The sequence below is a fragment of the Acinetobacter johnsonii CIP 64.6 genome (assembly GCF_000368045.1).
Classification (GTDB): domain Bacteria; phylum Pseudomonadota; class Gammaproteobacteria; order Pseudomonadales; family Moraxellaceae; genus Acinetobacter; species Acinetobacter johnsonii.
Genome location: NZ_KB849235.1, coordinates 976,663 through 1,002,680 on the forward strand (window position 1 = coordinate 976,663; position 26,018 = coordinate 1,002,680).

Genomic DNA, 26,018 nt, shown 5'->3' on the forward strand with positions numbered 1-26,018 from the left:
ACGTGTACATAGTGCGCTAGATTATGTATCACCTTTTGATTTTGAAGCAATGTACTATGATAAAATTAACCAGTTAGGTCAGGTGGCCTAACTTAAATAAAAAGTCTCCGACAAACCCGGTACGGTTCAAGCTGTAGAAACAATTAACTCGTGGAAATCGTCCGTAAGTAACAAATAAAGTAAAAATGGTTTCTCTAGTTTTCTATTAGGAATGATTTTAACGATTCGCTGATTTAAAAGTACATTTCCATCGTCTTGACTTAATAAAATCGGCTTCCCTAAAAGCTCACATGACTGAGTTAAATCAGTTAGCAAAACCAATAAATCATTTGGTCTACAAATATACTTCTTATCAGATATTTCAGTAGTCCATTTTGTATTTGTATCGGTAAAATTAGCCTTACCTGTTGTCGTAAAATTTTTTGGAGTAATTAATTTATTTCCATCTTCCGAGAAAAAATCACTTTTGAATGCAAAACCAGAAGTTAAATCAACTAAATTTCCAAGTCTAACTTCCTCCCACTCCCCAAACTCACTTCCATCATCCGCTTTAAAACGAATCTGCTGGCTAAACAGCTTTTGCATCATGCCTTGTTTATATTGGCTGAGTAGCGCATGTTTTTGCGTGAGTTGGCTAATCTTTTCATCGACTGCGGAAAGGAAAGAGGCGATTTTGGTTTGTTCTTCTTTGGATGGGAAACCAAAAGGTGTAGCTTTAGCTTGCTCAATCGTAAAATGAGAAATTGTTCCAGTATGAGAAATACTTTTTAAATACTCTCTAAATTTAGGACTAATAAAAAAATTATAAAGGAAAGATCCTTCAACAATTCCTGACGATTTCATCCAAAGTAAATCGGCATCTTTAAAATAAAGAGGCTGATCATTTGGAACTAGGTAAGGAATACCAATACTCCCTCCGCCAGTAACCAATAAATCACCTTGCTTAATTTTTCCTGATTTTTTAGCTAGTTCTTCAAATAACTCTAAAGAAATGTATGCTTTTTCATTTTCTTTATTCTTGAAAATAGAAACTACATCACTAGTACGAAAGAATGGAACGCCAGAATCCTGCCATTGTTCTTTAAAAACACGAGATGCTGAGGAAATTCCAATAATTTTTCCTAATTGCTTACTCGTCCAATCACCATCAAACTCTTTAAATCTTAACTTTGGCACAGCCATTACTTCACCTCCACAAATGGTGAAGCAATACCTAGCTCTTTGCAAAAATCTGAAATGATGGCATCGGTTTTTTGGCTGTCGTGTTCCAAAGCTTGAAGCTGTTGGGCAATCGCATCCAGATCAATCTCGGCTTCCGCTTCAAAGGTATCCACATAACGCGGAATATTCAGGTTGTAATCGTTGTCTTTGACTTCCTGTAAAGTTGCTACATGAGCGTATTTTTCAATATCCTGACGGTTTTCAACCGCTGCAATAATATTTTCCAGATGCTCTGGCAACAGCTTGTTTTGATTCTTCTGCTTTTCAAACTCGTTGCTGGCATCAATAAACAGAATATTGCCGCTATGCTCACGGTTTTTCTTCAGTACCAGAATACAGGTCGGAATCGAAGTGCCATAGAAAATATTGGCCGGCAGACCAATAATCGTATCCACCACATTCATCTGCTCAATCAGATACTGACGAATCACGCCCTCACTGGATCCACGGAATAACACGCCATGCGGCAACACCACCGCCATGGTGCCGTTATCATCCAGTTGATACAGCATGTGCTGTACAAAAGCCATATCGGCTTTAGAACTTGGCGCCAGTTTGCCATAAGCAGCAAAGCGTTCATCCTGTAAAAATAATGGATCGGCTGACCAGTTGGCTGAAAATGGTGGATTGGCCACTACTGCATCAAATTTTTTATCCAGATGCTGCGGACGGGTTAAGGTGTTTTCCTGCTTGATGTCGAATTTGGCAAAATGCACATCATGCAGAATTGTTAGCGGCAGTGTAAAAATGACCCCCTAATGGCATTTAAAAACTGACCCCCTTGGTTAATATAGCGGTCATTTTGGACTGCTCAACATGTTAACTTTGGAGCAAGCAGTGACAATCCAAATACTTCATCAACAATGTAAATCTATTAAAGCCATTAGTCGTGAACTGGGGGTGTCCAGAAATACCGTACGTAAATATTTACGGCAAAACACCACACCTCAGTATCAGCGTATACAGCCTAGAATAAGTATCCTTGACCCATATAAACCCTATTTACTCCATCGTGTAAATGCAGCTCATCCTGAATGGATTCCTGCTGTCGTGCTCTACCAGGAAATTTTAAGGTTGGGATATCCAGGAAAGATCAGGATCTTGAGGGAATATCTTGCAACATTAAAACCAGTTGCCAAACCGGAACCGATCATTCGTTTTGAAACCCAACCTGGCCAACAAATGCAGGTAGATTTCACGACAATTCGACGCAACAACACGACTTTAAAAGCCTTTGTCGCAACATTAGGGTATTCCAGAGCGACTTTCGTGAAATTTTATGATCATGAACGTACCGATGCATGGATCGATGGTCTAGAAAATGCATTTCAGTTCTTTGCAGGAGTACCTCAGGAAATCCTGTTTGATAACGCTAAAACGATCATGATTGAACGGGATGCCTATCAGGAGGGGCAGCATAAATGGAACCCCAAACTGCTCGACTGCGCCAAGAAATACAGCTTTCGTCCCCGCGTATGTAAGCCCTACCGTGCACAGACCAAAGGCAAAGTTGAACGCTTTAATGGATACCTCAAATCAAGCTTTATTGTGCCATTGAAAGCAAGCCTGAAGACTTCGGGTTTACTGTTAGATGTTGATGTCGCCAATGCCCACATTGGCCGGTGGCTGCATGAAACCGCCAATCAGCGGATTCATGCCACCACGCAAGAAAAACCGGCTGTTCGACTGCAACAGGAGCAGCAAAAATTTACGCCATTACCGCAATCAGATACAGGTTCCAGCACTGTACCTGTTGCAGCAGCAGAGCATGTCATGCCCTACGAGAGTTTGCAGCATCCCTTATCGGTATATGACCAGTTGCTGGGAGTTTCCTGATGAATCTGCAATACGACCGTATAGAGCAACTTTGCCAAAAGCTCAATCTGCCTGCCATCGCATCACAATGGTCACATCATGCACAACAAACATTAGGTCAGGATGGAAGTTATGCCGACTTTGTTGAAGCGATCTTGACGCATGAATATGCTGCCAGGCAACAGCGCAGTCAGCAGGTACTGATGAAACTCTCAGGCCTACCTCAAGTCAAAACCCTGGAAGACTATGATTTTAATTATGCCCTAGGGGCCCCTAAATCACAGGTGATTGAACTGTTCAATCTGAGCTTTATTGCTAGAGCAGAAAATGTGGTATTTCTCGGGGCTAGCGGAGTAGGAAAAACGCATTTATCTATGGCATTAGGCTATAAGGCCATCATGAACAACATTAAGATCAAGTTCATTACCGCAGCGGATTTAATGCTGCAACTGAGTACAGCCTATCAGCAAGGTAAATTGAAAACCTATATGCAGCGTGCGGTACTGGGACCAAAGTTACTGATTATCGATGAAATTGGTTATTTACCGTTTGGACGTGAAAAAGCGAATTTGTTCTTTAATGTGATTGCCAAGCGTTATGAAAAAGGCAGTACGATATTGACGAGTAACTTACCCTTTAGCCAATGGTCTAAGTCATTTGCGGATGATGTTACGTTGACCGCTGCGATGTTAGATCGGCTATTACATCACTGTCATGTGGTACAGATATCGGGTGAGAGTTATCGTTTGAAGGATAAAAAAAGAATTGGGATTCAGCCCCAGGTTGAAACTTAATACGCGATCAAAGGGGTCAATTTTACTTTGCCATTTGAAAGGTAAAAGGGGTCAATTTTAGAATGCCGTTGACAGAATCATGTTCATGCGTGCCAGGTTGTAAGTGGTACGGTTCATTTCCTGACCGTAAATCATATCGACATCTTTCACTTCACGTTTTACCCGAAGCAATAATGAACCTGAACCACAAGTCGGGTCATAGACTGAACGTAAACGGTCTTTGCCTTGGGTGACAATCTTCGCCAGTAAAGTCGATACCGTTTGTGGCGTATAGAATTCCCCCGCTTTTTTGCCCGCGCCTGAGGCAAATTCACCAATCAGGTATTCGTAAGCATCCCCCAGTACATCGGCTTCGGTATTACTAATATCAAAATCAATATCATCCAGATGACTCAGGACTTTCGCCACCAGTGCATTACGGTCGCTGGCATTGTTGCCGAGCTTGGTCGAATTCAGATCCAGATCTTCAAACAGATTGGCAAAGTCATCGGCAGAATCGGTACCTAAGGTACTTTGCTCAATCGATTTTAAGGTTGCAGTTAAATCATCCAGAATGAATTCGCCCTGACGGCCACGCTCAGCTAAGGTATGGAATAGTTGTTTTGGCGTGAGTGCATAACCGACTTCTGCAATGGCATTCTTTTTGATTTCTTCGATATAAGGCACATGCTCAGGATTGTTTTCATCCAGCTCTAAAAAGCTGATGTCTTCGCCATCCAGCAATTCATTAGCAAAATTAACCGACTTTTCCGATAAATATTTAAAGAAAATAAAGCCGAGGATGTAATCACGGAATTCATCTGCACCCATCGTGCCACGTAACGTATTGGCAATATTCCAGAGTTGTTTTTGTAGCTGTTGCAGTTGCACCTGGGTCATTGTTATAGAATTCCAAATAAGTAAATCATTAATAAAATGATTTTACCTAAAATTCTAAAACATGCAGCAGTAAAAAGGTGGAAAAGGACATGAATTGTCGCAATTAAATTTAACCACAACAACATTTTTATTTTTTGACTGCCGCCATTTGATATAAGTCAAATCTGATATACTGATTAAAATTTTTGGACTTAAGGAGCCTCAACGTGCTTAAGACAATTGAACAGAAAAAAAAATATATTCAAGCAACACGCTTACAGAATTATCGGGCTAGCCTAAAACTTGAAGGTCTTTCTCCTTCAACAACTACTTCAACTTTAAGCAAAGACCAAATCCTACAAAAGTATAAAAAGCTTTCAGAATCATAATTTGGTGATTTGATGGATAAATATGGTGAAATGGGAGACAGTCTTTACTGTTATCCAAACTCTAGTATTCTCAAAAACAAATTACATATCCAAGATGAAAAAATTTTGGAGCAGGCCGAATTAGAGCTATCTGAATATGCCAGTTTACACATTGAATATACTGAACCACCTTACGATCTCCAATACCTAAAAAACATACACTACTCCTTATTTTCAGACCTTTATGAATGGGCTGGTGAACTTAGGCAAGTTGATATTTCAAAAGGTGATACACGCTTTTGTACTTTTAGTCGTATTGAAGTTGAAGCTAATAAGCTTTTTAAACAACTTCAATCTCAAAACTATTTTCAACATATTGAAAAGCAAAAGCTTATTATGCAGCTTGCCGATTTTTATTGTGAACTTAATGTCATTCATCCCTTCCGCGAAGGTAATGGACGCACTCAGCGCATTTTCTTTGAACATCTTCTCGCCTATTGTGGTTATGGTGTTGATTGGTCTCAAATAGAATCTCAGGAACGTTGGATTCAAGCTAATGTTGAAGGGTTCTATGGACACTTAGACGGATTAGTTCAAATTTTCAAGGAATGTATCGTCATTCCTGAATGAAAAAATAAGGGAGCAGTAGCTCCCCAATTATTCACGACTCGCCAACTTACTTTCAATCCATTGATGGATCTCAAAAGCTGACCAGCCGATACGGTTTTGGGTGATCTTTACTTTCTTTGGAAAAGTTGGATCATAATACGGTGAATATTCATCCATCATTGCATAAACTGTCGAACGTGCTACACCTACTATTTCTACTACTTGATGTATATTGATCAGCTGATTTATTTGAAAAGTTTGGCCAACAAATGCATTCATGATATGTACTCCTATCTCATGGTGACGAGCAACTCGCTCATGAGATACGGGATTCCTGTAAGGTTTTACCCAGTTCAATTCAACGCCGTGACTGATCCTTGCAATCCCTGCTGGATATTAAACACTCTGTTCTCATCTGTTGGCTGACCTTCCTCTCCTTGATAAAACTCCTCAACGACATTCATGCCATCCTCACTATCCACCTCAAACTGCGAATTCCCATAACCCTGTAAAGCAATCTGATCTAAAGCATTTTGATTAAATCCAGCCAACTTACTTTTCTGATCTATCTCCTTAGCCATTTGAATCGCCTCTTGTAAGTGAATCCCCTCACGTAGGGTTAAGTCCACGTAGTACACAGGGGTACGATAGCTTTGTGTCGTGGATTTGCCTCGAAGGGTCAATTGCAACGGCAGGCATGACAGCAAGCCATTCGATGCAGCATGGTAATACCGCAACCGTGCTGCCAAAGTTCGGATACTATTAAAGCCTGTGGTCCTAAAAACAAAGCTGCCAAACTCATCCGATTCATCCAAATTTACATACAGACGACCATAGGGCTTACACAATCCGCCTTGTGCCAAAGCGCATAAATCTGGAGATGGACATGGATGTTGCTCTACGCCTTGATTGGTTAAGCGTTGACAGGTTTCACCATTGCCCATGCAAACAGGTCGCCCCGTCTGCCGATCAAATAAGCTGTATTCCGCACGTAAGTTCAGTTCGGGATCATTAAAGATCATCCGTACTGGAATGGTTCTGAGTTTTTGGCTAGGGGCTTTAACTCGAAGTTGCTCATCTAAAGGATGTTTCACCCAACCCTCCTTGTTCTGGATTTGGCTGGTGATGGTGAATTGGTCATCCTTTTCAGGTAGACGCTTGCCGTTCTTTTCTACAATTTTTCCGATACTGATTCGTCCGAGTACCGGCGGTGTAATCACTAAACCTTTAATCATGGGGATATTCCTTCTATTCATTTTTATACTGATCAGCCGAATGTATTGAAGCACCTGCTCTTACGTCATTCTTTGATAGCGTCAAGCAAGACACATCAAGCAATGACTACAGGAGTCTGTTGTGCATCGGTCAATCGATCTGGCAAAGCTGTCCAATGCCCTTTCTTCTTTGAAGGAGGGGCGAAGGGGCTGCTTTGCCGATTTTTTTATGCAGGCGCTTAGATCAAGATTCAGCATCAGTAAAGATATTGAATCGACGACTGCCCTGCTTGTGCAGTGGATATTGCTGTATTAGCTCAGGTTGATGTTCGATCAATGTTTTGGTATTGAGACTGATCGTATCTTTTGCTTTTTTCCAGACCACCGAACCTCTGCTAAACACCGCACGTTCGTTGTCTTTCATTAGCATTTGGATTTGATGTTTCAGTTGATCAAAGTGTTCTTGCTGATCTTGAAGATCGGCTTTCATTTTGATGAGCTGGTCAAACAACTGATTGGCATGTGGGTCATGACTTAAATCTTCAACACTAAGTGGCACATGTGCTGGATATAGTAGTTGCAATGCTTTGGCTGCGGATTCACTGGCATCGGCATCAGGTGGAATATCCTTTTCAACACAGTCCCAGAAGTAACGTTCTGCATTTACAATATGTTGAATCACCGATTCACTACGGGTGACTTTAAAGATACGTGTTTCATGCCCACAGATCAGTACACAAACATGTGCTGCCTTTTTTCCAGTCACCGCCAGCTGATGCTGTACCTGACAAAGTACATACAGCGGGATACCATCTCGCCAAAGTTTGGCACCATGTTCACCTGCGGTTTTACATTCCAGAATTTGCACATCTGCATTACCCACCACTGAATAATCCAAATTAGCCAGCATGAAATGTTTGTCTGGATCTGGATGTTGGAGTACTGCATTGACGCGACGCACTTTGTACTGGGTATGCATACTGTAGTATTCCGCCACCAGCGGCTCTAAGCGTTTTCCCCAATATAAGAACATTGCTAATGTGTTTAGATGACCATGTTTCTTTTTGATTATTAAACCAATCTTCTGCAACCTCTTGAAAATGAGGCTGCATCACTTCGGCCTCAACCGTATTTTTGAGTTTATACCTTAGATCAAGCGCTATCTCTCTTGCACGTTTTAGGCTCAGCTCGGGATATACACCTAATGCTTTTGACTTCCTTTGCCCATTTTCGGTATATCGAATAGACCAATATTTTTTCCCAATCGGATCGATTCGCAAAGAGAGACCGTTAGTATCAGAAAGGCGATACTGTTTTTCTTGAGGCTGCACTTTTTTACACATCACATCAGTTAGTGACATATCTTTGTCCCACTTAATTAAACTTATTTAGTGGGTCAAATTGTCCCAATATTGACCCACACAAAGCAAAAATAGGGTCAAATCGCTTAGGACAGTATCGGACAATACAGCCAATAAAAAAGCCTTTAAACATTGAGTTTAAAGGCTTTTTTACATTCAGTCGAACAGCTCTGAATTGAATTTTGGTGGAGGTGGCGGGAGTTGAACCCGCGTCCGCCAGCACTACGCTCGAGAATACTACATGCTTAGATATCGTCTATTGTTTTAACTCTTTGTGACCCGACGAACAGGGTACAAATCGCGATCCTCTTAATTTAGTACAAAACCCCGAGGCTTGGTTTTATACGGACTTGTGTGCGTGCGCTTCAGTCGGACTCTCTAACCACAAGTATTCGGAGAGGCGGACAAGCTGCCCTTAGGCAGCTAGAGCGTATGATTCGTCGTTTGCGACTAAAAAATGCAAATTTGATTTACGAGAGAAAATGCGCTCTCGACATGCATCTATGAGTTTCATCACCAGCGTCGAAGCCAGAAACACCCCCAAAGTAGCGGCAATCATAGCATAGTTGCTAGAAAATACGATCTATTTTCTAAACAAACACACATATTGATGCGCTTAATTACATAATTGCGCTAATATTTTGGTTTTCAAGTCCAACAATAAAATAATTTATGAGCTACTTACTTGCACTCGACCAAGGAACCACTTCGAGTCGTGCCATTATTTTCAATGAACAAGGTCAAGTTCAGGCAACGGCGCAACGCGAAACACGTATACATACCCCCCAATCAGGCTGGGTAGAACAAGATGCCCAAGAGATTTGGAGCTCACAAATTGCTGTTGTACAGCAGGCTCTGGCTTCTGCTCGTATTTTAGCCAAAGACATCAAAGCCATTGGTCTTACTAACCAAAGAGAAACGACTGTCGTATGGGATAAACGTACAGGACAGCCGCTTGCACCAGCCATTATCTGGCAAGACCGTCGCGCATTTGAATGGTGCAATCAGCTCCTACAGCAAAACTTAAAAGATAAGATTCAATCCAAAACCGGACTCCGAATTGACCCTTACTTTAGTACAGGAAAATTGGTCTGGTTACTTGAGCATGTCAATGGTCTACGCACACTGGCTGAACAGGGGCATGTGGCCTTTGGCACGATTGATAGTTGGCTGATTTGGAATCTTACCCAAGGTGCTCAACATGTCATCGAAGTCAGCAATGCCTCTCGCACCATGCTCATGAACTTAAGTACGCAGCAGTGGGATGAAGAGCTCTTAGATCTATTTAATATTCCACCTGCATTACTGCCAAAAATCATCAACTCAGATACCTACGTCGCAGATACCGCGGCAGGCTTGCTCGGTGCCAATATTCCGATCACAGGCATATTAGGCGACCAGCAGTCTGCACTGTTTGGACAGTCCTGTTTTGACATTGGAACTGCAAAAAACACCTATGGCACAGGTTGTTTTATGCTGTTCAATACAGGCGAGACCGTTCAATACAGTAAAAACAAACTGCTTTCGACACTGGGTTGGAAAACGCAAAATCACACCACTTATGCCCTAGAAGGCAGTGTATTTATGGCAGGTGCGATTGTTCAGTGGCTACGGGATAATTTAGGCATTATTCAAAAAAGTAGCGATGTTGAAAAATTAGCTTGTACAGTTAAAGATACCGATGGCGTCATGCTGGTTCCTGCCTTTACTGGACTCGGTGCGCCACACTGGGACAGTGAAGCGCGTGCCCTCTTATGTGGAATGTCACGCGGCACCAATAAGGCTCATATCGCCCGTGCAGCCTTAGAATCCATTGCCTTTCAAGTCTCGGATGTACTGACTGCCATGCAAGCCGATATTCAGCAGCCGCTGAAAGAGCTCCGCGTCGATGGTGGCGCCAGTCAAAATGACATGCTCATGCAGTTTCAAGCCGATATTTTAAATGTGCCTGTACTACGCCCTAAGATGCAGGAGTCGACCGCATGGGGCGCGGCGGCCATGGCAGGCTTAAGGTCTGGCGTATTTTCAAGTTTGGACGAAATTGCCCAGTCTTGGCAGCTTGAACGTGCCTTTGAACCGAAAATGAGTCCAGATCAACGTGAGTTTCATTTGCAACAATGGCAATCTGCCTTAAAGCGCGCAAAGTCAGAACTTTGATTATTTAAATATCTCTATTATTTTGAAATATCAAAAACATCATAAAACTGCATAACATGTAGAATAAAAAACCGCTTCTAAAAGCGGTTTTTTATTACCCTAATGCGCATGTCCACCACCGCCTGCCCCTATTTTAGGCTTAGGGCAGAGCCAAATAATGGATGCTGCAAATAGAAACACCAAAGCCAAGATCAGGAAAATATAGTTTGCCGACAAGGTCAACGCTTCTTTATCCACCAAACTAGAAATATAGCCTAATGCACCTTCCGCGCTCATTCCCTGCTGCATCAACACCGACTGAGTTTGATCTGCATGCAAACTGCCGACCATTTCACTACGTGCAACTTTAGTATGGTCGTCCCAAATAGTGACAGCAATAGATGCGCCTATCGCCCCTGCCATGGTTCTTAAGAAGTTCATTAAACCTGCGGCAGATGCCATTTCATGTGGTAATACCGATGACAGTGCCATGTTTGATAATGGGATAAAGAAAAATGGTACAGCAAAGCCCTGCAAGATTTGCGGAAGTGCCAATGCAAAAAAGTCAGCATCTGTGGTCCAGAACGAACGCATCAAAGTCACCCCGCCCAAGATGCTCAAACCAAAACTGGCCAGTGCACGTTGGTCATATTTGGTTGCCAATTTCGCCACAATGGGTGACATGGCTAAACTACCAAAACCCATGGTTGCGGTTAAATAACCAGCCCAAGTTGCGGTATAACCCAAATTGATCTGTAACCACTGCGGAATCAGTACAATACTGCCAAAAAATGCGCCAAAGCCAAAGGCCAGTGCCAAGACAGAAATCGTGAAACTACGGTATCTAAAGATTTGGATATTCACCACTGGATGCCGTTCGGTCAGCTCCCAAATGGTAAAAATCACCAAGCCAATCACAGCCGTTAAAGCCAGTACCACGATCGCAGGGCTATTAAACCAATCACGTTCATGCCCCAGATCGAGCATGAGCTGTAATGCCCCAATCCATAAAATCAGGAGGATCAATCCACCGCGATCAATTTTGAGTTTGGCCGTTGCGGTTTCCGCAGGTTTAAGCAGACGCATCGCTGCAAAAGCACATGCGATCCCAACAGGAATATTAATAAAGAAAATCCAATGCCAAGACATGTTGTCACTGATGGTTCCCCCTAAAATTGGACCAAGAATTGGGCCAACCACTGTCGTCATTGCCCACATGCCCATCGCTTGGGATTGCTTTTCTGGAGGAAAAATCCGCATCAGTAACATCTGACTGAGCGGCATGATCGGGCCACCAAATAAACCTTGGCCAATTCTGCAGAAAACCAACATTTCTAAACTTGTCGATAAACCACAAAATACCGAAAATATGGTGAAGCCAATCAGACTTAAGGTAAAAACTCTCACGCCGCCAAAACGACCTGCGAGCCAGCCTGTTAAGGGGACACAAATCGCTTCAGCCACGGCATAAGAGGTAATCACCCATGTTCCTTGCGAACTCGATACTGCAAGGCTTCCCGTAATATGAGGCACAGAAACATTGGCAATGGTCATGTCCAGCACGACCATAAAGTTGGCCAAAGCGAGGACGAAAGCCGCCAGCATCAGGCGACCACCCTTTAAGTCACCATAGGGAACGTAGCTATTCATGCGCAACTACTTCGATTTCAAATCGATTTGAGCTTCCATCGACAAGCCAACACGTAAAGGATGTTCAGCCAATTCTTTCGGGTCGAGTTGAATACGCACAGGCAAACGCTGTACCACTTTAATCCAATTGCCTGTGGCATTTTGTGCAGGAATCAGCGCGAAGGCAGAACCTGTTCCACCAGAAAAGCCCAAGACCGTGCCATGGAACTCAACCGATTCGCCATACAAGTCTGAGGTTAAAACTGCCTTTTGACCTGGGCGTACGTTTTCAAGCTGGCTTTCTTTAAAGTTCGCGTCCACATATAACTGTGAAATTGGAACCACCACCATAAGCACCGAACCCGGCGCCACACGCTGTCCAACTTGAATTTTTCGGCTCGTCACCACCCCATCAAATGGTGCTTTAATTTCAGTACGTTCTAAATCAAGTAAAGCTTGTTTCAGTTTTGCTTGAGCAACTAAAACATCGGGGGTCGAATTTTCATTACTGCCTTGAATTAAAGCTTCATTTGCAGCCAAGTTACTTTGCGCAGCTTTCTGACTGGATTTAGCCTGCGCCCAACCCGCTTGCGCTAAGTTATAGCCTGCTTGCGCATTATTTAAAGCAGCTTGTGCCGTGCTTAATTCTTCTTTAGAAATCGCGCCTGTCGCACTCAACTGCTGACGACGATTCAAGTCATCTTGCGCTTTATCTAACTCCGCTTTGGCTTTAGCCACTTGTGCTTCAGCACTATGAATGGCGTCATCACTCACAAAGACTTGCGAGTTTAGAGAGCTGCTGTTGGCCGCACTTTGTTTATACTGGCGCTGTGCTTTAAGTAATTCGGCCTGAGCTTGGGCTACAGCAATTTCGGCATCACGATGATCGACCAAAACCAACACATCGCCTTGCTTTACAGTTTGCGTGTCACTGACCAACACTTTTTCAACTTGGCCTGTCACCATAGAGGTAATCGAGGCCGTTTCCGCGCCCACATAAGCGTTATCAGTTGAAACCGAATGGTTAAAGAACAGTTTCCAAATCAAAAATAAAATGGCAGCAATGATCAGGATCACAGCCACGAAACCTAAGCCTTTCTTACGTTTAGCTTTCAGTGCTTGATCATTGATTTGATCGGCTGGATCAGTATCTGGCAGTGTATTTGGGGCATCTGTCATTGATTTTTCCTAAATCTAACAGACTTGGTCAGCCGGCATCATCCCTACGAAAGGGACATCAGACAAGTATTGTCTGCATTGGTGTCGATGAGAAAGTCACAATAAAATTTGATGCATTCTAAGAGCAAATAATCACATTTTGAGAAAATAAATTGTAACTGCTCAGTCTATTTTAGTTTTCAGCATCCAACTTCCTATTGGATGCTATAAATTTCACTTGAATATTAAAGACTTAATTAATTTAAAACTAATAAGCATAAGAAGCAATCGCTGTGGCAATCGATTTGCCTTCATCATTGACCATGGTCATGCGCATGGTGCAGCCTTTTCGCCCTAATCTTAGGGTTTCAGCACGGGCAATAAAATATTTTCCACGTCCCGGCGCGAGATAATCGACCCGCATATCGACTGTAGCTAAACGGGATACTTTTTTAATGGTGTCCGCAATCGTGTCAGGTTCCGCTTTTTTATACAGCTCTCCCATCGCCACAATGCCACCAATACTGTCCAAAACCGTTGCAGCCACGCCTCCGTGTAGAATTTGGAACGCAACATTGCCAATTAAGTAATCTTGCATATCGATATAGGCTTCAATTTGCCCGTCAACGACTCGCATAGTCATGGTGTTGTGCTTAAAAAATGGCGACGCATTAAAAGCCTTAACCAACTGCTCAAAAACCACATCAATATCCACTTTTGCTCCTAAGTGTATGCTGCCCGTCCAGCTTTTTTCACCACTACTCATAACAATCTGCTTCACTCTTAAAACAATAAAAACCCGTCAATATGTGCCCAAAGCCATAAGATAGGTCTACAATACTGACCTAGTTTAATACCGATTATCGAGATTTGTATGACCTATACGTTCAATCGTCCCGCCTTCCCCGCTACTCGCATGCGCCGTATTCGTAAAAATGAACATCTGCGCTCTATGGTTCGCGAGACCCATTTAACGACAGATCATCTTATCTATCCAGTCTTTGTCCTGCCGGGACAGAACCAGACGCAAGACATTCCTAGTATGCCGAAGGTGCAGCGCCTATCTGCGGACTTACTCTTAAAAAAAGCGGAACGTTTACTTGAACTTGGTGTATCGAAACTGGCGCTATTTCCAGTGACTCCTCAAGAAGATAAAAGCTTAAGTGCCGAAGCGGCATGGCGTGAAGATGGTGTGGTTCAAAACACGCTACGTCTGCTCAAAAAAGAATTACCTGAAATGGTACTGATTACCGATGGGGCACTTGACCCGTATACCACGCATGGTCAAGACGGCATCATTGATGAAACAGGTTATGTACTCAATGACGAAACCGTTGAAGCACTGATCAAACAAGGGTTAAGCCACGCTGAAGCTGGAGCAGATGTCTTTGCACCAAGTGACATGATGGATGGACGTATCGGTGCGATTCGCCAAGCCTTTGAAGCCAATGGTCATATCTACACCTCAATCATGGCCTATTCAGCAAAATATGCATCGAGCTTCTATGGCCCTTTCCGTGATGCGGTCGGTTCATCCAGCAATCTCAAAGGCGGCAATAAATACAACTATCAAATGGATGTCGGCAACCGCGCAGAAGCATTACATGAAATTGCCCTTGATATTCAAGAAGGGGCTGACATGGTGATTGTGAAACCGGGTATGCCGTATTTGGACATTGTCCGTGAAGTCAAAGACAACTTCGGTGTGCCGACTTTCGTTTACCAAGTCAGTGGCGAATATGCCATGCTCGCAGCGGCCATCCAAAACGGCTGGTTATCGGACAGCGTGATTATTGAATCACTGATGAGCTGCCGCCGCGCGGGTGCAGATGGCATCTGGACCTATTTTGCAGAAGAAGCTGCACTAAAACTAAAAGATATGAAATAACAGCGCGTTTAGAAGGATTGAGTTGCAATGCATATTGCCATCGTTGGCGCGGGAATCAGTGGTTTACTGACAGCGCTTGAGCTGATTGAACACGGTTGTTCTGTTGAGATTTTTGACCAACAGCAAGCGGGACAAGCGGCTTCATGGGCAGGTGGAGGGATTCTTTCCCCGATGTACCCGTGGCGCTATCCACAAAGTGTCAATGACCTCGCCAAATATGGCAAAAGCATGTATCAAGCGTGGAATGAAAAAATCAGCCCTATTTCGGGGATAGATTTTGAAATCCATGAAACAGGTATGCTGATTTTTGATGAAGCTGATTTTGACATTGGCCTAAATTATAAAGATCAACATCAAGAACCGATGCAACATTGTGAGCTTTTGCAACGCGAACAACTGGAACAGGTCAATTCCCGCATTTCGACGCGCTTTCAACAAGCCATCCATTTTCCACAATTGGCCAATGTCCGTAATCCGCGACTGCTCAAGTCAATTGTGGAATACCTCAAACGGCAGCCACAAGTCACCTTTCATGAGCAAGCGTGGGTACATACCTTTGACATGTTCAATCAGCAAGTTCAAGGGATAAAAACTGCTGATGGACAAAGCTACCATGCAGATCATGTGGTGATTGCAACAGGCGCATGGTCACAGCACTGGTCCGAACAACTCCAATGCCGCATTCCAGTGAACCCCGTACAAGGGCAAATGTTACTATTTAAAACCCCTGAAAATTGGCTACCAACCATGTGTATGAATCAGGTTATGTATCTGATTCCACGTTTGGATGGTCATATCGTTTGTGGTTCAAGCATGGCGGATGTCGGTTTTGACCAACGTCCTTCTCTACAGACCCAGCAAAATATTTATAAAGCCTGTTTGGACATGGTGCCTGAACTGGCCGATTTCCCAATTGTGAAACATTGGGCAGGTCTACGCCCAAGTTCACCAACGGGTGTTCCTTATATCGGCCCCTTCCCTGAAATAGCCAATCTCTGGGCAAATTTCGGTCACTATAGAAATGGTCTATGTATGGGGCCTGCATCTGCTCGACTGCTACGCGAATTGATGTTGGCTCAAAGCTTAACGGTTAACGCCAGTGCCTATAGTCCTGAGCGTTTGGTAAGCTTTGCTTGATCAAACGCTACTTGGCTAAATTTTGCGGTTGAATAATGTGGATCAAGGCTTCTTTTAAAGTGGGATATTTAAACTCAAACCCCTGTGCTTTCAATGCTTCGGGGCGAACAAATTGACCATTCAGCACCAGTTGAGACTGCTCGCCTAAAAGTAACTTCAGCACAAAAGCTGGTAAAGAAAGTACAGGTCTACGTTTTAGAATTTGCGCTGCAGTTTGTGCAAATGCTGACTGGGTAACTTTTTCTGGACTGACGACATTAAAAACTTGCTCAGTCGTTTCATGCAACATTAAAAACTCAATCGCTCGCAGCACGTCTTGAATATGCACCCAGACCACAGGTTGCCGCCCCGAACCGATACGCCCACATAAGTTCATTTTGATCGGAAACAACATTTGCGGCAAAATGCCAGCCCCACGTCCAAAGACTACGCCTAAACGAATAATTTTGGTATTTTGCGACGTGTCTTGCCGTGCAGATTGTTCCCATTTTTGACACAACTCTGACATAAAAATAGACTGCGGCGCTGACTGCTCATTACAACACTCTGACCATTGTTCAGTCGAATCAATACCGTAATAACCCACCGCTGAACCTGAAATAATACATTTCGGTTGAATCTTTCTTATAGCGAGATATTGATAGAGCATTGTCGTGGTTTCAACACGACTGGCAATCAGCTTTTGTTTGCGGGCATCTGTCCAACGCCCCTGAGCAATACTTTCCCCAGCCAAATTCACCACATAATCAATGCGATCATGCATGAGTTCTTCTAAAGCTCGAATCCAAGTCAAATGTGGGTGAATTTTAGGCAAATTTTTCTGTCGGCTTAAGCCGATCACTTCATAATCTTTTTCTAATAAATAATCGAGCAAGTTTGAACCAATAAAACCACTTGCTCCTGTCACCAATACACGTTCTTTTTGCATAGCGTGATCTCAAATGATGCTTTTGATCAAACTATAGCATTTAGAAGAAAGCTTTACGATTAATCGATTATTTTTGCTGCCATACGCTCTGCTTGTTTGCCATAAAACCAGTACGTCAGCACATACAGCGGAATCGCGATCAATAAAATCAGAATCACCACCATACTGATAAATTGCGGTTGTTGGACGTAGAGCATAAAGTTTTGCCAAACTTCAGCATCTCCCTGCGCAAAGATAAATAAACCTAACATGAGAAAGGCAAAGTTATAGCTCCAAAAAATCAGACTAAAACCTAAAGTGAATTTCTTCCGCTCTGCTTGGGTTGGCGCACGGCGCTGCTGCTTAATAAATTTAAGTAAAACCCAAATCATGGCCACCAAATAAGGTACAGCCGTTAATACTGCTCCCATCCCTGTCGGAAGTAGAGCAGCGAGTACACCACAGACACAACTAAAGACAAAACATATGAAAAAAAACCAGAGAAAATATCGTGTTAGCGAAATCATAGCGCTACTTTAAACCCAACCAAAAAATCATTATAAAAAAAATTCAGTTTTTTTTCATTTTCATGTCAACCAATCGAAGTTGATGTGCGTTAAATAGGATACAAGGTCGCAGCAACCGTCAACATTGTACCGGCATCCACAATACGTACGGTGACCTTTCCTAGAGCAATAAGATTGGCTCCAAATTTAAATGTTGTCAGCAGCCGACATTTAAGCGTGAAGCAGTTTTCTTTGACCGACGATTTCATCATCACTCGAATCGTCGGTCTTTATTTTTTTGAGGACTGATTTTTCAGTGCTCCCCCACCTCAATAGATCAAGAAGCCCTTAAAAGTTAATATGAGTTTAAGTGCTGGACGTCTTCTGCATCCTGAATGACATAACCATTACGTCCCCGCTCTTTGGCCAAATACAGATTCTGATCGACCTCTTTTAAAAAGGCCATTTTGTCATTTTTCTGGGTTGGGATAATGGTCTTCACCCCTAAACTGACCGATAAACGCTGATCCAATGGTGATGTACTATGGCAAATATCAGCGGTACGGATACTCTGTAAAATACGCTCCACCACTTCAATTGCAGACGCTTGTGTTGTATCAGGCAATATCAAAACAAACTCTTCCCCGCCAAAACGTGCGACCAAATCACGTGGTCGTGAGACACTTTTTTTCAGTATTTGTGCAATTTGTTTCAGACAAGCATCACCGAGAAGATGACCATTATGATCGTTGTATTGTTTAAAATAATCGATATCCAATAACATGAGGGTCAAAGGTTGCTGTTCACGCTGGGCATTGAGCCACTCACGTTGGTAGCTATCTTCAAAGAAGCGACGGTTGGCAATCCCCGTCAGACCGTCTTGATACGAATATTCTTCCAGTTGTTTTTTCAGTATTTCTAACTCTTGTTCCTGTTTTTTACGCTCTGAAATATCGAACATAAATCCAACCAAACTATCGACTTCCCCATTGGGTTTGCGCACTACATGCACCACATCGCGAATCCAAATATATTCTCCATTTATGGTCAGTGCGCGATAATCCGCCTCATGATCAACCCCAGAAATCGACTGCGCCACACAAAAATCAACCACCCATGCACGATCATTTTCATGCATTCGCATCGCCCAATCTTCGACTGTTCTCCACGAGTCTTGCTTCCAACCCAGCACTTTTTCAATTTGTGGGCCAATATAACTAAACTTTTTGGTACCCCAATCAATACTCCAAGGAATAGCAAGTGTTGATTCAATCAGCGTCTTATACACCAGATCATTAACAATACGAGGCGAACTGAAAATAGAATCAGACATAGTTATGTTCTCCTTATACCCTGTCCTATTCAAGGCATAACTTATTTTTTAGACATTCTGCATAAATCATTCTTATAAAGTCTCAAAATTGAATCCGTGATCGATGTTCACATTTCATTTACGACTTCGACACGATATACAATTTCACAGAATTACATAATACCCCATTAAAAGAACATTTTTTAATCAAAATTTATCTTTTTACTATGGTGTTAATCAAATAAACCCATCACATTCTTTTTCACATAATCGCTCAATAGTTTTTCTGTGCAATTCAACTTAAAAATAGGCACTCAACTATCAGGTCAAAGATTGTCGTCGTAGCGACAATTATCCATCGCATAATTTTGATTTATGTTAGCTTATAGCTCTATTGCGCTTTGAGCTTGGGGTATCTATGGCTGTTCGTTTTTTTCATACATCTGATTGGCATTTGGGACAGTTTTTTTATAACCATTCCCGTCAGTATGAACATGAACAGTTTTTAGCATGGTTACTGGAACAAATCAGTGCAAGACAGCCAAATGCGCTTTTGATTGCAGGAGACATTTTCGATGTCATCAACCCTGCATCGTCCGCACAAAAGCAACTCTATCAGTTCTTAGCAGATGCGCATGCACGTGCACCGCATATGCAAACCCTGATGATTGCAGGCAACCACGACTCAGGCTACCGCATTGAACAAGTTGAACCGTTATTGGCCAAATACAATGCCAAAGCGGTGGGAGTGATTCATAAAAATAGTCAACAGCAGATCGATCTTGAGCACTTATTGGTGCCAATTTTAGATGAGCAACAAAATACTGTGGCATGGTGTCTGAGCCTGCCCTTTTTACGTCCTGCTGAAATTACAGGCTTTAATGAACACACCACCAATAGCAAAAACGCGATTGCCTATTTGCATCAACAATTGATCGCCGAGGCTAAAGCTCGAAAAACAACGGATCAAGCCCTGATTTTAATGTCTCATGCACATATGCAAGGCGGCGAAACCTCTGACTCTGAGCGTCCTATTATAATTGGGAATGAAGAAGCACTCTCCACGACATTATTTGATGAAATCATTGACTATGTGGCACTCGGGCATTTGCATAAACCGCAAAAAGTCGGTGAAGAGCATATCCGCTATAGTGGTTCACCGATCCCTCTGTCCTTTAGTGAAATTAACTATAAACATCAAGTTGTTGAAGTGATACTTGATCCCACACGAAATGATACCTCCCGTTTTCAGTTGAATGTTTTAGCGATACCACGAAGCATTCAACTGCATAAAATACGCGGTGAACTCAATGAGGTATTGGAGAAACTGCAAGCATTGCCTCAAGGCGCTATCCAAGACCTTGATCAACGTGAATATGTTGATATTGAATACCATACTGCTGTTCCACCGCAGCCCAATTTAAGACAACAATTCGAAGAGGCTCTACCCAAAGACCGTTATCGTTTAGTCCGTATTTCACGTCAATATTTAGCGACTGAGCAAGACCCCAATGCACCCACTAAAGTGAGTTTAGAGCCACCTACACCAGAAAAACTGTTTCAGCAAATTTGGGAAAAACAGGGTTATCACAATGATGCAGAAGTGTTAAACGATTTCATGAGCTTAATGCGTGAAGCAGAACAATCCCTTGCAGATGAACAAGAGGCTTAAAGGTTTAGTATGAATATTTTATCGATTCGAATTAAGAACCTTGCTTCACTTTCTGGCGAACATCTGATTGATTTTGAAAGCGATCCCCTTGCCAGTGCCGGCCTGATTGCCATTGTAGGGAAAACAGGCGCAGGTAAATCCACCATTTTAGATGCTATGTGTTTGGCACTGTTTAACCGTATTCCACGGCTAAAAGACAGTGATGGCAAACTTCAAGATGTCGATGGCTCAGAGCTACTTACCAACTCCCCCTTGACCGTACTGCGTCGTGGCACTGCACATGGCTATGCCGAGCTATGCTTTATTGCACAAGACCAAAAGCGCTATATCGCGCGTTGGGAATTAAAACGTTCACGGGAAAAAGCAGACGGAAAACTGCAAAGTGTGCAGCGCTCTTTAAAATGTGTCACCGATGGTGTTGTGGTTGCGGATAAAGCCAAAGCCGTCGATGAAAATATCAAACGCATCACACAGCTCAGTTTTGAACAATTTACTCGTGCCGTTTTATTGGCCCAATCTGAGGTCACCGTTTTTTTAAAAGCACGGGACAATGAACGCGGTGAGTTGCTGGAATATCTAACCAATTCCGCTATTTTTGGGAAAATTGGTCAACTGGCTTATGAGAAAACCAAATCCGTCGCCACACAGCGCAAAGAACTGGAAAATGTACTGGGTCATATTGAACTGTTGACCGATGATCAAGTCACTGCATTATCGACACAGTTTCAGCAGTGTGACAGGGATTATAAACAGCTTGAAGCTCAAAAGTCGCAACTGGAAAAACAACAACAATGGTTTGAGCGCAAACATAAACTCGACAGTGAAATCATTAGCAAACAACAACTCTTCGATACACAAAGCAAGTTACAACAAGATTTAACTCCTGAGCGCGAACATTTGGCTCGTTTGGAGATCTTTTCAGAAATTCGTGCTGTGGTATTCCAACAACAACAGTTACAGCAAACTGTGCAGCAACTGACGCCCCGTATTCAACAACAGCAACAACTGTTCGATCATTTACAACTTAAATTTGAAAGTGAAAAAGTCCAATTTACGCAAGCTGAAATGGCAGTCAATAAACTACAACAGTTTGAAAGTACCCATCATGCTGCATTAAATGAGGTGCGTAAATGTATTCAAGAACGTGATTTTATTGGGGCTGAGTTTAAGAAAGTTCAGGAAAAATTGCAGGCTTTAGAGCAGTCTAAGCTGCCCCTAAGCCAGCAACAACAAAAGCTTGAAGAGCAGATTCAACACATTGAGCGACAGCAAACCGAGTGTAAGCAGCAACTGGAAAGCTCACAACAGTTTGTAAACCTAGACAAAGGTCTCAGCGCCCATACTCAACAGCTAGAACAGTTCATTCATCAATATCAAAAAATTGAACATCAACTCGGGCCACGTACTCAGGCTGAACATCGGCTAGCATCAGAAAAACAACAATTACAGCAGTCGATTCAACAGTTCGGGACGATCGAACAGCTTGAAATCAAAGTTGAGCAGACACAGCAGCAACGCGAGTTAAAAATCAATCAACTCAGTCAATTCGAGCTGATTCAGCAAAAAATTCAGCAGTTTTTTGACTTGCAGGCTGAGTCTACAGAACAGCAAGTACAACTCGACAATGCCAAAACACAGCTTAAAGCCGTGCAACACAATAGCCAACAAGCAGAACAAGCCTTTCAGGCTGCCAAAAGTGAACGCATCCAACTGCAACAGGTTTTGCAACAGCAGCGACTTTTACATGCTGAAAATATCGCAGATTTACGCTCAGCACTCCAAGACAGCGAACCCTGTTTAGTCTGTGGCAGTACCTCACATCCTTATAAAGTGGAAGATACTGCGCTCTCCAAGGCCCTGTTTGAGCTTCAACAGCAGCAGGAACAACAGGCAACACTGAAAGAACAAAATTGCTTTGATGGCTGGCAACAAGCGCAGCAGCAGCTGACTAAACTGAATACTGCAATAGAACAACGCCAAACTTTAATTCAGCAACTTTCTGAAAAAATTAGTACTTTGCAACACGTGTTAATCGCACACAGTCAAACAGCAAATATGGCACTCGACTTCACCCTAACAGCATCAGAATTGAAGACTCAGTTCATGCAAATGGCTCAGCAATATCAGTTGAATTTGCAACAACTCAAACAACAATCTGAGTTGTTGCAACACAATATTAAAATCCAGCAACAATGCATCCAAAACATTCAACAGATTGAACATTTACTACAAACAGCGAACGGTTTGCACAACCAAGTTCAGCATATCGTGCAGTGTTTATCTGAAGCTGAAAAAACAGCTTGGCAACAGCAGACCACCCAAACCGCTCAGCAAATCTTGATACGTCTAAATACCCGTTCACAACAACTGGAACAGTTGGAACAATGGCGTCAGCAATGCGAACAAACCACACAACAGTTCAAGACCAATCAACTGAATATCGAAAATACCAGTAGGCACATCGCTGAAACTAACAAGCAGCTCAGTGAGATCAAACAAAGAGGACAGCAAAATACAGAAATAGCCAATCAATTAATCCAACAAATGACAGGCTTAACTGACATCAAAGCCAATGAATGGCTCATTCAGCACGATCAACATCGCCAGCAGATGCAAAGCCATTATCAACAGCTGAAACAACATTTTGAGCAATTGCGCCATCAATTCGAACAGGAAAAAAATCAGCTAGAACAGCTCAAAGCCCAGTTACAGCAGAATCAGACCAGTGCCAGCCAAGTAGAAAATACCCTTCAACACTGGCTCAATGCGCACCCTGATTTTCATAAGCCTGATTTAGATGCGCTGGCTCAAATTAACTCGGCTCAGGAACAGCACATTCGTCAGAAATTACAGCATGCAGAACGCCTAGTAAATGAAGCACATGCTGCATTGAAAACTATGCAAGAGCAGTTGAGTGAACATCTGGGCCATCAACCTGAGATTGACCCAGCACAGTTACAACAGCAAATGCAGGAGCATCAAGCGGCACTACAAACACAACTTGAAATACGCGATCAGCTCAAACTCAAACTCGAGTTGCATCAGCAAAATGTCGCAAAACAAAAGCAATTTGCAGATCAGATTCAAGCCATACAACAGGAAGAACACCGTTGGGGGAAAATTTCAGGCCTCATGGGAGATGCCACAGGCAAAAAATTCCGTGATTATGCGCAGCAATATAATCTCGATATTTTACTGGAACATGCAAACCAACAGCTCAACCAACTCTCACAGCGTTATACCTTAAAACGTTTAGAACATTCGCTGAGTCTGGCCATTATTGATCATGACATGGATGGAGAAACCCGCTCTGTTGCATCACTCTCTGGGGGCGAGTCGTTCCTGACTGCCCTTGCCCTATCTCTTGCCATTGCCAATATGGCCTCAGGCTCAATGAAAATCGAATCTCTATTTATTGATGAAGGCTTTGGGACTTTAGATGCATCGTCCCTGCACATGGTCATGAATGCTCTCGATCAACTGCAAAACCAAGGACGTAAGGTGGTGCTGATTTCACACATCCAAGAAATGCATGAACGTATTCCTGTGCAAATCCAAGTCAAAGCTTTGGGCGCAGGTGCCAGTACCATTGAGGTAGTGGGATAATTTTAGATTTTTGAAAGTCAAAGTTTGATCTGTTTTAAGACACCACCTCTCAGTTAAAAATAAAGGGAGCATCTTACTTAATGTAAGTGCTCCCTGTGAGATCCAAACGAATGCTTTAATCCGCTGGGAATGCTTTTGGTGGAGGCGCATATTTAGATGCATCTACTGCTTTGTCTGTAGTCGCCACAGACTGTAGCGGGTAAATCACAGTACCAATCACACCTGTATTTTGGATGGAACCATGATCTGAGTTTGCAGCATAGGCATCTTCCGGTCGACTAAAGGTAAAAGATGCCACCGCAGAGTCACTCTTACGGAAGCCTTCAACAATCAACTCCCCCTGTGGACGAAGCACATAACCTGAATTGCTACGTGATGCTGCACGTCCATCAATAACATCTAAACCATCGACACTGGCAACCACTTCAAACTTGCTATTGCTATGGTTTGTATATTTGAGTTGATAGCTTTGTCCATCTTTGCCAGATAAATAATACTGCTGACCATCTCGAAATAAAGGCAGTGGACGCTGTGCATCATCTACAATGGAAAAGCTAATTTTTCCAGCGGCCAATGACAGACTGTTCACGGCTTTCCCCACGTATTTTTTACTGGCATAGCGAACTTGTGATTCAGCAATTGGACTGCTGGATAACCGTTTTAAATTGACTTCCGTGACGTTTGAACTAATCTCATCGCCCCACTTGGTGCCTAATTTTTCACTTTTAGCGACCTGAGCATTCTGAACCGTAGCTTCCGCACTCATCTCACTCATTTTGGTATTTGTACTACTACACGCTACTACAAATAAGCTCAAAAGCAGGGAGATAAATAAATAGAGTTTTTTCATTTTGGCTTCATCCTAAATACAATTTTTATCGTTGTCAGGAAATCATTTTTCATGGTTAATCTGTAGACGATTCAATTCATGATTTTAAATTAAGCCTATTTTTTCAGCAGCCCATTAATTTTATATAATTGTAAGTTAAGCGCTTCTCGCTGCCTTTAACCTCAAGAAACCCTGTTTAGACTTAATGCTGCGAATAATCTCTCGCCCCAAACAAGGCGGTTCCAACGCGAACCATAGTCGACCCAGCTGCAATCGCATCGACCATATCGCCTGACATGCCCATGCTTAAGGTATCCCAGTCTTCAGGATGTACATGCAGCTCTTTCACTTGGTCAAATAACACTTTCGCGGCCTTAAAGGCTTGAGTATTGTTCGGTGCAGGAATCACCATCAAACCACGCAGCTTGATGTGAGGCAACTGACTGATAATTTTTACCAACTCAGCAACCTCGCTAGGTTGGCAACCATCTTTGCTGTCTTGACCATCGATATTGACCTGTAGACAAAGATTTAATGGTGGTTGTGTTATCAGACGCTGCGCCGATAAACGCTCTGCAATAATTAAACGATCAACTCCATGCACCCATGCAAACTGTTCAGCCAAATGTTTGGTTTTATTGCGTTGTACATGCCCAATAAAATGCCATTCGATCTCTAAATCTTGTAGCGCCTCTATCTTCTGCAAAGCCTCTTGTAAGTAGTTCTCACCAAAGGCGCGTTGACCACAAGCGTACATGTCTCGTAACACTTCACTCGGATGTGTTTTAGAAACCGCCAAAAGTTCTACAGACTCCACGTCACGACCTGAAATTTCGCAGGCCTGTTGAATTTGGGATAACACGTGTTGACGTGAATTTTGCAAGATATTCATTGACGAGGGTCTCATTTCGGTCATCTTTTTTGCTTTGCCTTTCAACAAACTGTTGGTTAAGTTGATTGAAAGCCTTATTATTCTATCAAAATAATTAGCATTTAAA

Annotated in this window: 20 protein-coding genes, 1 other RNA gene and 4 pseudogenes; 9 read left to right on the forward strand and 16 right to left on the reverse strand. The window is 42.7% G+C overall.

Annotation, left to right across the window (positions count from 1 at the left end; genetic code table 11):
• Nucleotides 1-126: 126 nt before the first annotated feature.
• A complete protein-coding gene (locus F986_RS10495; protein WP_004694817.1) occupies nt 127-1,182 on the reverse strand; it encodes a restriction endonuclease subunit S in 1,056 nt (351 codons plus the stop codon).
• Nucleotides 1,182-1,949: pseudogene (locus tag F986_RS10500) on the reverse strand (N-6 DNA methylase); the annotation flags it as partial. The gene F986_RS10495 and the pseudogene F986_RS10500, both read right to left, overlap by 1 nt.
• 88 nt (nt 1,950-2,037) lie before the next feature.
• Here F986_RS10500 and istA point away from each other — a divergent pair.
• Nucleotides 2,038-3,057: an IS21-like element ISAba8 family transposase gene (gene istA, locus F986_RS10505; RefSeq protein WP_004694821.1), complete on the forward strand. Its 1,020-nt coding sequence runs from the start codon at nt 2,038-2,040 to the stop codon at nt 3,055-3,057.
• Nucleotides 3,057-3,830 carry an IS21-like element ISAba8 family helper ATPase IstB gene (gene istB, locus F986_RS10510; protein WP_004694823.1) on the forward strand — a complete coding sequence of 258 codons (774 nt, stop codon included), beginning with the start codon at nt 3,057-3,059 and terminating at the stop codon, nt 3,828-3,830. Before istA ends, istB begins: the two co-directional genes overlap by 1 nt.
• Before the next feature lie 72 nt (nt 3,831-3,902).
• Here the strand turns inward: istB and F986_RS10515 are convergent.
• Nucleotides 3,903-4,709, reverse strand: a pseudogene (locus F986_RS10515) (N-6 DNA methylase); the annotation flags it as partial.
• Between the two features lie 206 nt (nt 4,710-4,915).
• Here F986_RS10515 and F986_RS17920 point away from each other — a divergent pair.
• Both F986_RS17920 and F986_RS10520 read left to right on the forward strand, forming a co-directional pair.
• On the forward strand, nt 4,916-5,077 hold the full coding sequence (locus tag F986_RS17920; RefSeq protein WP_004694826.1) for a YhfG family protein: 162 nt from the start codon (nt 4,916-4,918) through the stop codon (nt 5,075-5,077).
• A 12-nt stretch (nt 5,078-5,089) separates the two neighbouring features.
• Nucleotides 5,090-5,686, forward strand: a complete 597-nt coding sequence (locus F986_RS10520) for a putative adenosine monophosphate-protein transferase Fic (RefSeq protein WP_004694827.1) — start codon at nt 5,090-5,092, stop codon at nt 5,684-5,686.
• A gap of 27 nt (nt 5,687-5,713) precedes the next feature.
• On the opposite strand, the gene F986_RS10525 is transcribed toward F986_RS10520, so the two are convergent.
• The 5 genes and pseudogenes from F986_RS10525 to ssrA all read right to left on the reverse strand — a co-directional run bounded on the left by F986_RS10525 (nt 5,714) and on the right by ssrA (nt 8,782).
• Nucleotides 5,714-5,944: a helix-turn-helix transcriptional regulator gene (locus F986_RS10525; protein ID WP_004694829.1), complete on the reverse strand. Its 231-nt coding sequence runs from the start codon at nt 5,942-5,944 to the stop codon at nt 5,714-5,716.
• 74 nt (nt 5,945-6,018) lie between these two features.
• Nucleotides 6,019-6,900 carry a recombination directionality factor gene (locus tag F986_RS10530; RefSeq protein ID WP_004694830.1) on the reverse strand — a complete coding sequence of 294 codons (882 nt, stop codon included), beginning with the start codon at nt 6,898-6,900 and terminating at the stop codon, nt 6,019-6,021.
• A gap of 223 nt (nt 6,901-7,123) precedes the next feature.
• Nucleotides 7,124-7,906, reverse strand: a pseudogene (locus F986_RS10535) (YqaJ viral recombinase family nuclease); the annotation flags it as partial.
• A 1-nt stretch (nt 7,907) separates the two neighbouring features.
• Nucleotides 7,908-8,240 (reverse strand): annotated as a pseudogene (locus F986_RS18720) (Arm DNA-binding domain-containing protein); the annotation flags it as partial.
• 183 nt (nt 8,241-8,423) lie between these two features.
• Nucleotides 8,424-8,782: a transfer-messenger RNA gene (gene ssrA, locus F986_RS17925) on the reverse strand.
• A 130-nt stretch (nt 8,783-8,912) separates the two neighbouring features.
• On the opposite strand from ssrA, the gene glpK reads away from it, so the two are divergent.
• Nucleotides 8,913-10,397, forward strand: coding sequence for a glycerol kinase GlpK (gene glpK / locus F986_RS10545; protein ID WP_004694833.1), 1,485 nt, complete (start codon nt 8,913-8,915; stop codon nt 10,395-10,397).
• A gap of 99 nt (nt 10,398-10,496) precedes the next feature.
• Here glpK and F986_RS10550 read toward each other — a convergent pair whose 3' ends face one another.
• From F986_RS10550 to F986_RS10560, 3 genes are all read right to left on the reverse strand, one after another.
• The gene (locus F986_RS10550; RefSeq protein WP_004694836.1) at nt 10,497-12,026 is read right to left on the reverse strand and encodes a DHA2 family efflux MFS transporter permease subunit; all 1,530 of its coding nucleotides are present in this window, start codon (nt 12,024-12,026) and stop codon (nt 10,497-10,499) included.
• A gap of 6 nt (nt 12,027-12,032) precedes the next feature.
• Entirely contained in the window at nt 12,033-13,184 is a 1,152-nt protein-coding gene (locus F986_RS10555) for an HlyD family secretion protein (RefSeq protein WP_004694838.1), read from the reverse strand.
• 247 nt (nt 13,185-13,431) lie between these two features.
• Entirely contained in the window at nt 13,432-13,929 is a 498-nt protein-coding gene (locus tag F986_RS10560; RefSeq protein WP_004694841.1) for a thioesterase family protein, read from the reverse strand.
• A 108-nt stretch (nt 13,930-14,037) separates the two neighbouring features.
• On the opposite strand from F986_RS10560, the gene hemB reads away from it, so the two are divergent.
• Together hemB and thiO are read left to right on the forward strand one after the other, a co-directional pair.
• Nucleotides 14,038-15,051 carry a porphobilinogen synthase gene (gene hemB, locus F986_RS10565; protein ID WP_004694843.1) on the forward strand — a complete coding sequence of 338 codons (1,014 nt, stop codon included), beginning with the start codon at nt 14,038-14,040 and terminating at the stop codon, nt 15,049-15,051.
• A gap of 27 nt (nt 15,052-15,078) precedes the next feature.
• Nucleotides 15,079-16,188 (forward strand): glycine oxidase ThiO, encoded by a 1,110-nt coding sequence (gene thiO / locus F986_RS10570; protein WP_004694846.1) that lies wholly within the window; start codon nt 15,079-15,081, stop codon nt 16,186-16,188.
• A gap of 7 nt (nt 16,189-16,195) precedes the next feature.
• Here the strand turns inward: thiO and F986_RS10575 are convergent, their stop codons facing one another.
• The 3 genes from F986_RS10575 to F986_RS10585 all read right to left on the reverse strand — a co-directional run bounded on the left by F986_RS10575 (nt 16,196) and on the right by F986_RS10585 (nt 18,934).
• Nucleotides 16,196-17,116: a TIGR01777 family oxidoreductase gene (locus tag F986_RS10575; protein WP_004694847.1), complete on the reverse strand. Its 921-nt coding sequence runs from the start codon at nt 17,114-17,116 to the stop codon at nt 16,196-16,198.
• A 59-nt stretch (nt 17,117-17,175) separates the two neighbouring features.
• Complete coding sequence (locus tag F986_RS10580; protein WP_004694849.1) at nt 17,176-17,622, reverse strand: ABZJ_00895 family protein; 447 nt, start codon at nt 17,620-17,622, stop codon at nt 17,176-17,178.
• 334 nt (nt 17,623-17,956) lie between these two features.
• The gene (locus F986_RS10585; RefSeq protein WP_004694852.1) at nt 17,957-18,934 is read right to left on the reverse strand and encodes a GGDEF domain-containing protein; all 978 of its coding nucleotides are present in this window, start codon (nt 18,932-18,934) and stop codon (nt 17,957-17,959) included.
• Nucleotides 18,935-19,331: 397 nt separating this feature from the next.
• On the opposite strand from F986_RS10585, the gene F986_RS10590 reads away from it, so the two are divergent.
• Together F986_RS10590 and F986_RS10595 are read left to right on the forward strand one after the other, a co-directional pair.
• Nucleotides 19,332-20,585 (forward strand): exonuclease SbcCD subunit D, encoded by a 1,254-nt coding sequence (locus F986_RS10590; protein ID WP_004694854.1) that lies wholly within the window; start codon nt 19,332-19,334, stop codon nt 20,583-20,585.
• Nucleotides 20,586-20,594: 9 nt separating this feature from the next.
• The gene (locus F986_RS10595; protein WP_004694855.1) at nt 20,595-24,191 is read left to right on the forward strand and encodes an AAA family ATPase; all 3,597 of its coding nucleotides are present in this window, start codon (nt 20,595-20,597) and stop codon (nt 24,189-24,191) included.
• Nucleotides 24,192-24,306: 115 nt separating this feature from the next.
• Here F986_RS10595 and F986_RS10600 read toward each other — a convergent pair whose 3' ends face one another.
• Together F986_RS10600 and F986_RS10605 are read right to left on the reverse strand one after the other, a co-directional pair.
• Nucleotides 24,307-25,041: a hypothetical protein gene (locus tag F986_RS10600; RefSeq protein ID WP_004694857.1), complete on the reverse strand. Its 735-nt coding sequence runs from the start codon at nt 25,039-25,041 to the stop codon at nt 24,307-24,309.
• Between the two features lie 181 nt (nt 25,042-25,222).
• Nucleotides 25,223-25,912: a YggS family pyridoxal phosphate-dependent enzyme gene (locus F986_RS10605; protein ID WP_004694859.1), complete on the reverse strand. Its 690-nt coding sequence runs from the start codon at nt 25,910-25,912 to the stop codon at nt 25,223-25,225.
• Between the last annotated feature and the right edge of the window lie 106 nt (nt 25,913-26,018).

Excerpts from the sequence above, each read along its gene's own strand:
- F986_RS10495 (WP_004694817.1), bottom strand. The coding sequence starts at position 1,182 with ATGGCTGTGCCAAAGTTAAGATTTAAAGAGTTTGATGGTGATTGGACG.
- istA (WP_004694821.1), top strand. The coding sequence starts at position 2,038 with ATGTTAACTTTGGAGCAAGCAGTGACAATCCAAATACTTCATCAACAA.
- istB (WP_004694823.1), top strand. The coding sequence starts at position 3,057 with ATGAATCTGCAATACGACCGTATAGAGCAACTTTGCCAAAAGCTCAAT.
- F986_RS10520 (WP_004694827.1), top strand. The coding sequence starts at position 5,090 with ATGGATAAATATGGTGAAATGGGAGACAGTCTTTACTGTTATCCAAAC.
- F986_RS10525 (WP_004694829.1), bottom strand. The coding sequence starts at position 5,944 with ATGAATGCATTTGTTGGCCAAACTTTTCAAATAAATCAGCTGATCAAT.
- F986_RS10530 (WP_004694830.1), bottom strand. The coding sequence starts at position 6,900 with ATGATTAAAGGTTTAGTGATTACACCGCCGGTACTCGGACGAATCAGT.
- glpK (WP_004694833.1), top strand. The coding sequence starts at position 8,913 with ATGAGCTACTTACTTGCACTCGACCAAGGAACCACTTCGAGTCGTGCC.
- F986_RS10550 (WP_004694836.1), bottom strand. The coding sequence starts at position 12,026 with ATGAATAGCTACGTTCCCTATGGTGACTTAAAGGGTGGTCGCCTGATG.
- F986_RS10555 (WP_004694838.1), bottom strand. The coding sequence starts at position 13,184 with ATGACAGATGCCCCAAATACACTGCCAGATACTGATCCAGCCGATCAA.
- F986_RS10560 (WP_004694841.1), bottom strand. The coding sequence starts at position 13,929 with ATGAGTAGTGGTGAAAAAAGCTGGACGGGCAGCATACACTTAGGAGCA.
- hemB (WP_004694843.1), top strand. The coding sequence starts at position 14,038 with ATGACCTATACGTTCAATCGTCCCGCCTTCCCCGCTACTCGCATGCGC.
- thiO (WP_004694846.1), top strand. The coding sequence starts at position 15,079 with ATGCATATTGCCATCGTTGGCGCGGGAATCAGTGGTTTACTGACAGCG.
- F986_RS10575 (WP_004694847.1), bottom strand. The coding sequence starts at position 17,116 with ATGCAAAAAGAACGTGTATTGGTGACAGGAGCAAGTGGTTTTATTGGT.
- F986_RS10580 (WP_004694849.1), bottom strand. The coding sequence starts at position 17,622 with ATGATTTCGCTAACACGATATTTTCTCTGGTTTTTTTTCATATGTTTT.
- F986_RS10585 (WP_004694852.1), bottom strand. The coding sequence starts at position 18,934 with ATGTCTGATTCTATTTTCAGTTCGCCTCGTATTGTTAATGATCTGGTG.
- F986_RS10590 (WP_004694854.1), top strand. The coding sequence starts at position 19,332 with ATGGCTGTTCGTTTTTTTCATACATCTGATTGGCATTTGGGACAGTTT.
- F986_RS10595 (WP_004694855.1), top strand. The coding sequence starts at position 20,595 with ATGAATATTTTATCGATTCGAATTAAGAACCTTGCTTCACTTTCTGGC.
- F986_RS10600 (WP_004694857.1), bottom strand. The coding sequence starts at position 25,041 with ATGAAAAAACTCTATTTATTTATCTCCCTGCTTTTGAGCTTATTTGTA.
- F986_RS10605 (WP_004694859.1), bottom strand. The coding sequence starts at position 25,912 with ATGAATATCTTGCAAAATTCACGTCAACACGTGTTATCCCAAATTCAA.